Genomic DNA, 11,965 nt, shown 5'->3' with positions numbered 1-11,965 from the left:
CCCCGGATCGTGGCGTAGGAAGCTCGCACGATATAGCAAAGGCAAAGTAACGTCATTCTGCCCGTTGTTCGTTGAATACGCAGGTCAGAGCGATTGTCAGTGGGGCGCTCTAACGTCGTGGACATGAATCAAACGGGGGTGCGCTGGACAACGGAACAGGTGCTCGCTCTGGCTCCTGACGAAGCGTCACGTAAAGCGGGCAACAAGCTGGGCACGGCCGGGCCGTGGTCGGATGCGGGCAGCGGCCCCGCCGGGGCCGTGTGGGGCCTGTGCAAGGGCAGCGGCGGCAAGCCGTATCAGACCATTGTGGACACAACGGGCCCTGCTTACAAGTGCAGTTGCCCGAGTCGGAAGTTTCCGTGCAAGCACGCGCTGGGGCTGCTGCTGCTCTGGGCGGTGGACGAGCGCTGCGTGCCGGAGAGGGCGGAGGAGCCCGGCTGGGCCGGGGAATGGCTCGAAGGGCGCCGGAATCGTGGCGGGGAGCGGCCCGCGGCGGAAGCCGGCACGGCCGGATCCGGGAAACCGGCCGATCCCGAGGCCGCGCGGCGCAGGGCCGAGCGCAGGGCCACCAGAATCAGCGCGGGCGCCACGGAGCTTGAGCGGCGGCTGACGGATCTGCTGCGCGGCGGGCTGGCCACGGCGGAGCAGTCGGGGTACGGGCTGTGGGGGGAGACGGCGGCCCGGATGGTGGACGCGCAGGCGCCGGGGCTCGCGGGCCGGGTGCGGGAGCTGGGAGCGATCCCCGGCTCGGGCCCCGGCTGGCCGGTGCGGCTGCTGGAGGAGTCCGCGCTGCTGCATCTGCTGACCACGGCGTGGCTCGGCCGCGACCGGCTGCCGGAGCCGCTGGCGACGACCGTCCGTACGAGGATCGGCCTCCCGTCACCGGCCGCCGGCCCGCCGGTCAGGGACCACTGGCTGGTCCTCGCCCAGTACGACTCCTCGGACGGCCAGCTCGTCACCCGCCGGATCCGGCTGCACGGACGGGACTCGGGGCGCTCCGCGCTGCTGCTCGCCTTCGGCGCGGCGGGGCGCTCCCCGCAACTGGGGCTGCCGGTGGGCCTGATGATCGAGGCGGAGATCACCCCGCACGGGGGCGCGGGGCAGCTACGGGCCGACTGGGGGCAGCAGTTCGGCGCCCCGGCCCCGATCCCGGGACCGCCGCGCGGCGGCTCCACGACAGCGGCGATCGAGGCGTACGGTGCGGCGCTGCGCGCGGATCCCTGGCTGGACGCGTGGCCGGTGACGCTGGCGGAGGTCATCCCCGTGCCGGCACCCGGCGGCGGCTGGCAACTGGCCGACGCGGACGGGGAATCCGCGCTGCCGATCACGGACTCGGCCCTCTCGCGGCCCGGTCTGTGGAAGCTGGCCGCGCTGTCCGGCGGCGGTCCGGTCACGGTCTTCGGTGAGTGCGGCCACCGCGGTTTCCATCCGCTCGCGGCCTGGTCCGAGGACATACGGGGGACGGTCCCGCTCACCTGACGGTCCCGCCTAGCGGACGGTCCCGACGGGACCTGGCCGACCGCGCCGACAACGGAGGGCTCCATGACGGACACGACTCGCACCATCGACCCGGCCGGCCCCACCGGCACGACCCGCGTCACGACGCTCTGGGAAGGGCTCGTCACCTCGGCACTGCTCGGTACGGAGCGCCGCACCCCGCCCGCGGAGATCATGACCCCGGGCAAGGAGGCGCCGACGGCCCTGCTGGACGCCGCCGCGTTGCACACCGTACGGCGCAGGGCGGGGCTCCTTCCCGCGCGCGCCGCCGCCCGCCCGGAGCCCGCGCCCCATGACGGCCGCGCACAGCTGCCGGAGGCGGCCGGAAGACGGCTCAGCCAGTTGCTGGCCGACCGGTCGGCGTCCTCCGGCGGCGGAGGGCGCCGCGGCGCGGCGCCCGACCTCACCGAACTGCTCCCGCAGTGGCTCGCCGCCGCCAATCAGCACGGCTATCGCGCGCCCGCCGCCGTACTTCCCGCGCTGCTCGACGCCGCCCGCGCGCGTACCGATCTGCGGCCGCAGGCGTTGACGTTCGCCGGGCCGCGCGGGCTCTGGCTCGCCCGGTTCAACCCGGAGTGGAAGTTCGCGCTGCGGGGTGCGTCCGGCGGCGCCCTGCTGCCCGACCCGCGGGACGGCGAGGCTGTCCGACTGCTCTGGGAGGAGGGCCTGTTCGCCGAGCGGGTCGCGCTGCTCGCCGCCGTACGGGCCCAGGACGCGGAGGCTTCCCGGGCGCTGCTCGCCTCGACCTGGTCCACGGAGCGCGCCGAGGACCGGCTGATGTTCCTCGACTCGCTGCGTACGGGGCTGTCCGGGGCGGACGAGCCGTTTCTGGAACGGGCCCTGTCGGACCGCAGCCGCAATGTCCGCCACACCGCAGCCGAGTTGCTCTCCGCGCTGCCGGGCTCCGCCCTCGCCGGAAGGATGGCGGCCCGCGCGGCGACGTGCGTGAGCATGGACCGTACGGGTGGCGGGCAGGTCATCACGGTCGAGGCGCCGCACGAATGTGACGCGGACATGCAGCGTGACGGAGTGGTCCCGGCCCCGCCCGCCGGCCGGGGCGAACGGTCCTGGTGGCTGGGCCAGTTGGTCGAGGCGGCCCCGCTGGCCACCTGGCCCGCCAGGCTCGGTGGCCGTACCCCGGAGGAGATCGTCGCGCTGCCCGTCCTGGACGACTGGGCCGACGAACTGCACGGCGCGTGGTGCCGGGGGGCCGTACGGCAGCGGGACGCGCGGTGGTCCACCGCCCTGCTGGGCGCTCCCGCCGCCTCCCCGGCCGCCGGTCCCGGCACCTCGTCGCTGGCGGAACGGGCGAAGCTTCTCGCCACGCTGCCGCCCGCCGAACGGGCCTCCTGGGTGGCCTCGTTCATCGCCGCCCATGGTCTCTCCGAGGCGTTCCAGCTGCTCGGCGTCTGCGCGGTGCCCTGGGCGGAGCCGCTCGGCCGGGCGGTCGTGGACGCGCTGGACATCGCCCGGGACGCGGGGAGCTACCCGTGGAGCTTCAGCGGGGTCATGGGTCTCGCGGAGCGATGCCTCGACCCCGCGGAGGCCGGCCGGCTGGAGCTGCTCACCGCGGCACAGGACGAGCCGGAGGACGCGTCACCGGGCGCGGGCGGCTACTGGTCGGAAGCCTTCCGACGGCTGGTCTCCACGCTGCGTCTGCGCGCGTCGATGCTGGCCGAGATCGAGGGGCACCACGGGCTCAACGAGTACAACGGACTCAACGACCCCCATGACCTCGGCCAACTCACCGAACTCACCGAACCGGCGGCGCCATGAGCGATGCCACGGGCGACGGCACGCGTCACGCGTCCGCGGGCCGGCGGACGTTGGCGTGGACCCACGCGACGATGGAGGTCGTCGTCGCCCCCGGGGTGAAGATCTCGGCCACACCCAGCTCCTTGAGCGGGGCGATGTCCGCCTCCGGGATGATGCCGCCGCCGAAGACCTTGATGTCCGCCGCGTCCCGCTCCATGAGCAGCGCGATCACCTTCGCGAAGAGCGTGTTGTGCGCCCCGGAGAGGATCGAGAGGCCGATCGCCTCGGCGTCCTCCTGGATCGCGGTGTCCACAATCTGCTCGGGGGTCTGGTGGAGCCCCGTGTAGATGACCTCCATCCCCGCGTCCCGCAGCGCACGCGCGATCACCTTGGCCCCACGGTCATGTCCGTCGAGCCCCGGCTTCGCGACCACCACCCGGATCGGGCCACCGGCCGCGTGCGCTCCGCTCGTCCCGTCCTGGCTCCGCGACTGATTCTCCGGACGCTGATTCTCCGGATGCCAAGCCACACCCATCACTGCCTCCACATACCGACCGCACTGTCTTTGGCACGGGTCCCCGCGCCCCGGTCCGGTCGGGACCGGGCCCACGGAGGTGAACGAACGTTATCCACAGCATCCCGCACGCGGCCGTTTCGCGGAGGTCCGCGAGGGGGAAATCACACGTGGGACATGTTCGCTTTGCGTCGTTCCGGTATGACTCGGCCCACCCGGCCGGGTAAGGGGCGACCGCGAGGGGAGCCGCAAAAGGAGTCGCCACACGGGCGCCGTTCCACCGTGCCGCCAGCCGCGCGGCGCGGTGGCACGGCTCGTGTATACCGACCCCGGCATTTCGGTGTGCCGGCAGCCATCCGACCCGCCGGGCGGCGCCCCGTGAGGGCACGCGGGGGCCAGAGCCGCCCCCCGGGTGCCGTTCGGAGGTCGGCCATGAATGTTTCGCCGTTCTTGCCGCTTTTTCCCTTCGTTTCGCCGCTTCTCCGCCAGGCCGGCCGCGTATGGCACGCCACGCTCCCCGCCGACGCACTCCGTGCCAACGCGCTCGACCTGGCGGTACTCACCGGCCATCTCGTCCTCTACCCGGCCGGGATCGTCCAGGAGCGCCGCGCAGAGCCCCTGCCGCCGGAAACCGCCCAGCCGCCCACCGAGGACCTCGCCCACCCCCCCGTCGTCCTGCTCCACGGCCTCGTCGACAACCGGTCCGTCTTCGTCCTGCTGCGCCGCTCCCTCGCCCGGCACGGCTGGACCCGTCTTGTATCGCTCAACTACTCGCCGCTGACCTGCGACATCCGTACGGCCGCCGAGCTGCTCGGCCGGCATGTCGAGGAGATCTGCGCCCGCACCGGCCACCGCCAGGTCGATGTGATCGGACACAGCCTCGGCGGCCTGATCGCGCGGTATTACGTACAGCGTCTGGGCGGTGACTCACGGGTACGTACGCTGGTCACGATCGCCACGCCGCACGAAGGCACGGCTGTCGTCCCGCTGGCCAACGCCCACCCCGTCGTACGGCAGATGCGGCCGGGGTCTGACCTGATCGAAGAGTTGCGGCTGCCCGCGCCCGGCTGCCGTACGCGATTCGTGAGTTTCTGGAGCGATCTCGACCAGTTGATGGCGCCGGCCCTCACGGCGCGCATCGCGCATCCGGACCTTCAGGCGCAGAACGTGCTGGTGAGCGGGGTCGGACATCTCGCCATGACCGTGCACCCCGGAGTCGCGGCCGACATCCGGCACGCGCTCGAATCCCCCGGACTCACAGGCGAATCCGGCCTGGACTCCGTCAACTCCGGCCCCGTGCCAGAGGAATCCACGGAGGACGACCCGCGCTTCGAGGGCCCGGCGTCCGTCGCCTGACGCGCGGGACTCGTCGAAATCCCCCTACCGTCTCGAACACGTTTCGAACGTAAGGCCAAGTCTGCGCCCGTCGTCCGCCGAAACACGGCCGAATGCCCGTTTCAACGGAACGCAAAACCTGCCGAAGATTGTCGCCGTCCTATACCGCCGGGTACAGTCGCGGCCACTGCTTTCCCTCAGGGACCGTGTCCGTCGGACAGGGGCCCGGAGGGAACCCTGGTTCTGCTGCCGAGGCGAGAGAGAAGTTGGTGAACGACCAGCACGCCCACGCCGGGTACGCCGCATACGACGGCTACCAGAACGGCAGCTTCGAGACCGACCCGCTCTTCGGCACCCTCCCGGTCGGCTCGGGCGGCTATGACAGCCCCCAGGCCACGACGGGCCAGTACGACAACACGCAGTGGGACACCGGCGCGCATCAGACGACCGGGTACGACGCGTACGCCGCGCCGCAGTACGGGCAGTACGACACCAGCGGCCAGTGGGCCACCGTCACCACCGCGCCCGACAGCGGCTATCAGCAGCAGACCCCGGGCATCCCGGGCCAGTCGGCGGAGCCGGATGTCACGGGCCAGTGGGACGCGGACGCCTGGAACCAAGCGAACCTGGCGAACCACGCGAACCTCGCGCAGCAGGCCGACCAGCTGAACGGAACCGCCGCAACAGGCCAGTTCGACGCCACGCAGTTCGCGTACGGCATCTCGGACCACACCGTCGCGGCGCCGTTCGACCCCGCCGCACCGTTCGCAGGCGCACAGTTCGAGTCGGCGCAATTCGAGTCCGGGCAGTTCGAAGCTGCACAGTTCGAGGCAGCGCAGTTCGGGTACGACGCGACCGCGCAGTGGGCGGCGCCCGCGTTCGACACCGGCGCGTACGACGCCACCGCCTGGAACTCGCCCGGCACGATGGCCGACGCCCCGCACGACAACGCCCACGAGCAGTACGGCCAGGACGGCGGCCCGTACGAGCAGTACGACCTCGCCCCCGGCGCCGAGTACGGCGCCCCGGGGCCGGAGCCTGAACACGCCTTCGACGCGGAGCCCGGCTACGAAGCCGAGACCGGCACGGGGACCGACGCGCACCCCGGGGCCGCGGAGCCCGGACGCGAAGGCGATACGGACACGGACTCCGCGCCCGAGGCCGACCCGCTGCACATGGCAGCGACGATGACGACTCCCACGGTGAACCTCCCGCCCCGCGGCGAACGCAGGACCGGCGGCAGCCCGAACGGCGGCCGGGGCCGCCGCCGCACCCCCGCCAAGCGCTCCGCGCTCCTCACGGTCGCCGTCCCCTCCGCGTGTGTGATGGGCGTCGCGGGTGTCGCCGCCGCCTCCGTCAGTGGCCTCGGCGCCGGCGAGGAGGCCCAGGCCGACAAGACCACGACCGCCTCGGCCGCCGATCCCGGCTCCGTGAAGCCCGTGGCCGCGAACAACAAGCTGGACACCCAGCTCGCCGCGCTCAACGCCGACGCCCGTGACTTCGGTGACCGGGCCAGCCGTACGCAGGAGCGCATCGACCTCCAGGCGCGGCAGGAAGCGGAGAAGAAGAGGCGTGACGCGGAGGCGGCCCGCAAGGAGGCCGAGCGCCCCAAGTTCGTCCTCCCCGTCTCGCAGCACGGGCTCAGCGCGCGATACGGCCAGGCCGGCGTCAACTGGATGTCCATCCACACCGGGATCGACTTCCCCGTGTCGTACGGCACGCCGGTGATGGCCGCGACCGACGGCACCGTACGCACGCAGTACAACAGCGCCTACGGCAACATGGCGATCGTGACCGCGCCCGACGGCACCGAGACCTGGTACTGCCATCTCAGCACCACGAAGATCCGCTCCGGTTCGGTCAAGGCCGGTGACGTGATCGCGTACTCGGGGAATTCGGGCAACTCCACCGGACCGCACCTGCACTTCGAGGTACGGCCCGGCGGCGGCGCCGCGATCGACCCGCTGGCCTGGCTCCGCAGCCACGGCGTCGACCCGACGTAACGGGCGCCCCGCCGGGGCCCGTTACGTCGTCGTACTCACAGCTTCTCGACCGGCGCGTACCGCAGCAGCAGCCGCTTGGGCTTCGTGTCCCCGAAGTCGACCGTCGCCTGCGTGTCCGCGCCCGTGCCCGTCACCGCCATGACCGTGCCGAGGCCGAACTGGTCGTGCGTGACGCGGTCCCCGACCGCCAGCGCGATCACCGGCTTGTCGGTGGTGCGCCGCGTGGCGAAGCCCGAGGGTCCGCCGCCCGCCCTCGACCGCGAGGCGGCCGACAAGGACGACGACAGCGAGGACGCGATCCCGGACGTGGGCCCCGCCGGGATCTGCGCACCGGTCCGCTTCCACTCCAGGTGCTGTCCCGGGATCTCCTCCAGGAACCTCGACGGCGGGTTGTACGAGGGCTGGCCCCACGCGCTCCGCATCGACGACCGGGTCAGATAGAGGCGCTCGCGGGCGCGCGTGATGCCGACGTACGCCAGCCGCCGTTCCTCCTCCAGCTCCTTCGTCTGGCCGAGGGCGCGCATGTGCGGGAAGACGCCGTCCTCCATGCCCGACAGGAACACGACGGGGAATTCGAGGCCCTTGGCGGTGTGCAGCGTCATCAGCGTGATGACACCGGAGCCGTCCTCGTCCTCGTCGGGGATCTGGTCGGAGTCGGCGACGAGCGCCACTTTCTCCAGGAATTCGGCGAGCGTACCGGTCGTGGCGGCCGTACCAGTCGTGGCGGCCGTACCGGCAGTGGTCGCCGCGTCCGTCGTACCGGTGGCGTCGGCAGCATCCGCGCCGTCGCCCGCCGCCTCCGCGGCGGCCGCCTGGCCGCGCTCCTGCTCGAACTCCAGTGCCACCGCGGCCAGTTCCTGGAGGTTCTCGATACGCGTCTCGTCCTGCGGGTCGGTCGATGCCTGCAACTCCGCCAGATAGCCCGTCCGTTCGAGCACGGCCTCCAGGACCGTCGCGGGCCCGGCGCCGGACTCGACGACCGTGCGCAACTCCTCCATCAGCGCGTTGAACCGCTTGACGGCGTTGGCCGAGCGGGCGGCCATTCCATACGCCTCGTCCACGCGCCGCAGCGCCTGCGGGAAGGTGATCCGCTCGCGCAGCGCGAGCGCGTCGATCATCGCCTCCGCGCGGTCCCCGATGCCGCGCTTGGGCACATTGAGGATGCGGCGCAGCGGAACGTTGTCCTCCGGGTTGGCCAGAACGCGCAGATAGGCCAGCACGTCGCGGACCTCCTTGCGCTCGTAGAAGCGCACTCCGCCGACGACCTTGTAGGGCAGGCCGACCCGGATGAAGATCTCCTCGAAGACACGGGACTGCGCGTTCGTACGGTAGAAGACCGCGACATCGCCCGCCTTGGCCTCGCCCGCGTCCGTCAGCCGGTCGATCTCGTCGGCGACGAACTGCGCCTCGTCGTGCTCCGTGTCCGCGACGTAGCCGGTGATCTGGGCGCCCGCGCCGGCCTTCGTCCACAGATTCTTCGGCCGACGGCTCTCGTTCCGCTCGATGACCGCGTTGGCGGCGCTGAGGATCGTCTGCGTGGAGCGGTAGTTCTGCTCCAGCAAAATAGTCGTCGCGTCCGGGTAGTCCTCCTCGAACTGGAGGATGTTACGGATCGTGGCGCCCCGGAAGGCGTAGATCGACTGGTCGGCGTCACCGACGACACACAGCTCGGCCGGGTCGTGCCCCTCTCCGGAGGGGCCCACCAGCTCGCGTACGAGCGTGTACTGGGCGTGGTTGGTGTCCTGGTACTCATCCACCAGGACGTGCCGGAAGCGCCGCCGGTAGTGCTCGGCGACATCGGGGAACGCCTGGAGCAGATGGACGGTGGTCATGATGATGTCGTCGAAGTCCAGCGCGTTGGCCTCGCGCAGCCGCGCCTGGTACATCCGGTACGCCTCGGCGAGCATCTTCTCGAAGCCGTCGGTGGCCTGGTCGGCGAAGGTCTCCTCGTCGATCAGCTCGTTCTTCAGATTCGAGATCTTGGCGCTGAAGGACTTGGGCGGGTAACGCTTGGGGTCGAGGTCCAGATCGCGGCAGACCAGGGCCATCAGACGCTTCGAGTCGGCGGCGTCGTAGATGGAGAACGAGGAGGTGAACCCGAGCCTCTTCGACTCGCGCCGCAGGATCCGTACGCAGGCGCTGTGGAACGTCATGACCCACATGGCGTTGGCGCGCGGGCCGACGAGCTGGCCGACACGCTCCTTCATCTCGCCCGCGGCCTTGTTGGTGAACGTGATCGCCAGTATCTGACCTGGATGGACGCCGCGCGTTCCCAGCAGATGCGCGATCCGGTGGGTCAGCACCCGGGTCTTGCCCGACCCGGCCCCGGCCACGATGAGCAGGGGCGAGCCGGTGTGCACGACGGCCGCGCGCTGCTCCTCGTTCAGCCCTTCGAGCAGCGCGGCGGGGTCCACGACCGTGCGCGGGGCGCCGTCGCGGTGGTACTGGTCCCGCGCCGGGGGCGTGTCGTAGGCACCCTGGAAGAGGTCGTCGGGCACCTGCTCCGGTGCGTGCTCGGCGTCGTCCTCGGGCGGCGGGGGATGCTCGTCGCCGGAGGGCTGGAGGTCCGCCAGGAAACTGTCGTCAAAGAGGCTGCTCATCGCTGTCCGAGTCTAGGCCGCCGCACTGACAGACCGCGCCCGCCTTCGGAATTCCCCGGCCGCATCCCCGGCCGCATCCCCGGCCACCGTCACCATCACCACCGGCGGCACCATGGTCACCCACCGTGATGAACGGGCGCCAGCGGCGCGTTCCGCACATCGCACGCGCAAATGGTCACGAAAATGTATCGGGCATATCGGCCATCGACCTTCACACCAGCACCACACCTTGGCTAGCGTGCTCGATCAGGCAGCCCGTACCCCCAACGGCGACCCACGCCAAGCGGGCGGCCCACGCCGAATTCGGGCTTTCCGGAAGGAAGTTCGAAACCGGGGACCCACACTGCACAACCGGGGTGAATCGGGCCTTTCGCTCAAGGCCCGTAGGGCAGCCTTCCGTTCCGCCCGAACCCGACAGCTAACCCGGTAGGCGGTCCACGGAAGGAGATGCCGACCTTGGCGTCGCATCGCAAGCCGCGCAGCCTCAGCGGAGTACGTACCGCCTCTCCCGCCGTCGGGATCACGACGGCCGCGCTCGCCTCGGTCACGTTGCTCACGGCGCAGAGCGCGAGCGCCGCGCCCGTCGAGCCGAAGCCGTCCATGGAGGAGGTACAGAAGAAGGTCGACGATCTGTACCGCCAGGCCGGCGGTGAGACGCAGAAGTACAACAGGGCGAAAGAGGCCACGCAGAAGCAGAAGCGCGCGGTCGACCGGGTGCTCGACGAGGTCGCCAAGCGCGCGGACAAGCTGAACGAGGCCCGGCGTACGCTCGGCTCGTTCGCGGCCGCGCAGTACCGGGAAGGCGCGGTCACCTCGACCGCCGCCCTGCTGTTCGCGGACAGCCCGCAGTCGTTCTTCGAGCAGAAGCAGGTGACGGACCGGCTGACGGAGCGTCAGCGCGGGGTCCTCGCCGACTACCAGACGCAGCAGGCCGACGCCGCGAAGAAGCGGCAGCAGGCGTCCAAGGACCTGGAGTCTCTCACCGCGTCGCAGACCGCGCTGCGCACCAGCAAGCAGAACGTGCAGCAGAAACTCGGCGCGGCGCGTGCGCTGCTGTCGAAGCTGACCACGGAGGAGAAGGCGCGGCTGGCCGCGCTGGAGCGCAAGAAGGAAGAGGAGGCCCGCCGCAAGGCGGAGGCACAGGCGAAACAGGAGGCCCGCGCGAAGGCCGAGGCCGAGCGCAAGCGCAAGGAGCAGCAGGCTCAGGCCCCCTCGACCGGTACGGGCACCGGCTCAGGCTCCGATACGGGCACAGGCACGGGCTCAGGTGATACCGGCACAGGAACAGGTACCGGCACGAGCGGCGGCACCGGCGCCTCGGACGGCAGCTACGCCACCAAGGCCGCCAAGGTCCTCTCCTTCGCCCGCGCCCAGATAGGCAAGCCGTACGTCTGGGGCGCCACAGGACCCAGCTCGTACGACTGCTCGGGCCTGACCCAGGCGGCCTGGAAGGAGGCGGGAGTGGAGCTGCCGCGCACCACCTGGGACCAGGTGAAGGCCGGTACGCGCGTCGCGACCGAGGATCTGCTCCCCGGTGACCTGGTCTTCTTCTACGACGACATCAGCCATGTCGGGATCTACATCGGCGACGGCATGATGATCCACGCCCCCAAGCCGGGCGCGAACGTCCGCGAGGAGTCGATCTACTACATGCCGATCTACGGAAGCGTCCGCCCCGCCTGACGGGCAGCGTGCCGCACGCGGGAGACGGCCCCCGGCCCCCGAACCGCAGACCGGGAGCGGGGGCCCGGACCGAGGACCGGGAGCAGGGGCGGACCCGAGGACCGGGCCCCGGGGCCGTGTCAGGTCCAGAGCGTGGCGATGAAGATGTTGGCCACCGTCAGCCCGCCCACCATGCCGAACAGCTGCTTCGGGGCGGTCTCGTCGTCACGCTTCACGTACACCACGGCCAGGATCACGACCAGCACCGCGAGCTTGATGCCGATCTTGATGTTGTTCACCGTCTGGTCGTCGGCCTGGTTGAGGCCCACCAGGGCGACCCCCGTGACGAGCATCGTCAGCGCGCCGTGCAGCATCGCCTTGTTGAAGCGGGCCGTCCCCGTGCTCATCGACTTCATCTGGGTGAGAAAGCCGCCGAGCAGCGAGGCTATGCCGATGATGTGAAGCGCGACGAAGACATTGATGAGTACGTCCATGCCCGGAGCCTATCGAGGGCCATATCACCACCGGCGGCGAGGTGGGGCTCGGTTCCGATATCGGTCGGGTCCGGACGAAAAGGGGTTCCGAGGCCACGATCATGC

The 11,965-nt window shown here is 71.0% G+C and carries 8 protein-coding genes and 1 riboswitch; of the genes, 5 read left to right on the top strand and 3 right to left on the bottom strand.

All coding sequences use genetic code 11. The features are described 5' to 3' along the window. Positions 1 to 123 precede the first annotated feature (123 nt). Both ACIRQP_RS08050 and ACIRQP_RS08045 read left to right on the top strand, forming a co-directional pair. Entirely contained in the window at positions 124 to 1,479 is a 1,356-nt protein-coding gene (locus ACIRQP_RS08050) for an SWIM zinc finger family protein (RefSeq protein WP_403885105.1), read from the top strand. A gap of 63 nt (positions 1,480 to 1,542) precedes the next feature. Continuing rightward, on the top strand, positions 1,543 to 3,273 hold the full coding sequence (locus ACIRQP_RS08045; RefSeq protein WP_403885102.1) for a DUF5691 domain-containing protein: 1,731 nt from the start codon (positions 1,543 to 1,545) through the stop codon (positions 3,271 to 3,273). Positions 3,274 to 3,298: 25 nt separating this feature from the next. On the opposite strand, the gene ACIRQP_RS08040 is transcribed toward ACIRQP_RS08045, so the two are convergent. Then, complete coding sequence (locus ACIRQP_RS08040) at positions 3,299 to 3,787, bottom strand: cobalamin B12-binding domain-containing protein (RefSeq protein ID WP_403885099.1); 489 nt, start codon at positions 3,785 to 3,787, stop codon at positions 3,299 to 3,301. A 411-nt stretch (positions 3,788 to 4,198) separates the two neighbouring features. Here ACIRQP_RS08040 and ACIRQP_RS08035 point away from each other — a divergent pair, with 411 nt between their 5' ends. Next, the gene (locus tag ACIRQP_RS08035; RefSeq protein WP_403885096.1) at positions 4,199 to 5,122 is read left to right on the top strand and encodes an esterase/lipase family protein; all 924 of its coding nucleotides are present in this window, start codon (positions 4,199 to 4,201) and stop codon (positions 5,120 to 5,122) included. Between the two features lie 248 nt (positions 5,123 to 5,370). Continuing rightward, entirely contained in the window at positions 5,371 to 7,104 is a 1,734-nt protein-coding gene (locus ACIRQP_RS08030) for a M23 family metallopeptidase (RefSeq protein WP_403885093.1), read from the top strand. Positions 7,105 to 7,139: 35 nt separating this feature from the next. On the opposite strand, the gene ACIRQP_RS08025 is transcribed toward ACIRQP_RS08030, so the two are convergent. Next, positions 7,140 to 9,704 carry an ATP-dependent DNA helicase gene (locus tag ACIRQP_RS08025; RefSeq protein ID WP_403885090.1) on the bottom strand — a complete coding sequence of 855 codons (2,565 nt, stop codon included), beginning with the start codon at positions 9,702 to 9,704 and terminating at the stop codon, positions 7,140 to 7,142. Between the two features lie 285 nt (positions 9,705 to 9,989). After that, a riboswitch (cyclic di-AMP (ydaO/yuaA leader) is annotated at positions 9,990 to 10,153 on the top strand. On the opposite strand from ACIRQP_RS08025, the gene ACIRQP_RS08020 reads away from it, so the two are divergent. Continuing rightward, complete coding sequence (locus tag ACIRQP_RS08020; protein WP_403885087.1) at positions 10,152 to 11,387, top strand: NlpC/P60 family protein; 1,236 nt, start codon at positions 10,152 to 10,154, stop codon at positions 11,385 to 11,387. It overlaps the preceding riboswitch by 2 nt. A gap of 119 nt (positions 11,388 to 11,506) precedes the next feature. On the opposite strand, the gene ACIRQP_RS08015 is transcribed toward ACIRQP_RS08020, so the two are convergent. Further along, a complete protein-coding gene (locus ACIRQP_RS08015; RefSeq protein ID WP_403885084.1) occupies positions 11,507 to 11,860 on the bottom strand; it encodes a hypothetical protein in 354 nt (117 codons plus the stop codon). Positions 11,861 to 11,965: the final 105 nt, after the last annotated feature.

Source organism: Streptomyces sp. NPDC102274, assembly GCF_044766385.1.
In the GTDB taxonomy this organism is placed as follows: Bacteria; Actinomycetota; Actinomycetes; order Streptomycetales; family Streptomycetaceae; genus Streptomyces.
Note: the sequence above shows the minus strand (reverse complement) of the source record. Positions and strands in the feature narration are given on the sequence as shown.

Bases quoted from the DNA above. Each gene is read 5' to 3' on its own strand.
- ACIRQP_RS08045 (WP_403885102.1), top strand. From the start codon at position 1,543: ATGACGGACACGACTCGCACCATCGACCCGGCCGGCCCCACCGGCACG.
- ACIRQP_RS08040 (WP_403885099.1), bottom strand. From the start codon at position 3,787: ATGGGTGTGGCTTGGCATCCGGAGAATCAGCGTCCGGAGAATCAGTCG.
- ACIRQP_RS08035 (WP_403885096.1), top strand. From the start codon at position 4,199: ATGAATGTTTCGCCGTTCTTGCCGCTTTTTCCCTTCGTTTCGCCGCTT.
- ACIRQP_RS08025 (WP_403885090.1), bottom strand. From the start codon at position 9,704: ATGAGCAGCCTCTTTGACGACAGTTTCCTGGCGGACCTCCAGCCCTCC.
- ACIRQP_RS08020 (WP_403885087.1), top strand. From the start codon at position 10,152: ATGCCGACCTTGGCGTCGCATCGCAAGCCGCGCAGCCTCAGCGGAGTA.
- ACIRQP_RS08050 (WP_403885105.1), top strand. From the start codon at position 124: ATGAATCAAACGGGGGTGCGCTGGACAACGGAACAGGTGCTCGCTCTG.
- ACIRQP_RS08015 (WP_403885084.1), bottom strand. From the start codon at position 11,860: ATGGACGTACTCATCAATGTCTTCGTCGCGCTTCACATCATCGGCATA.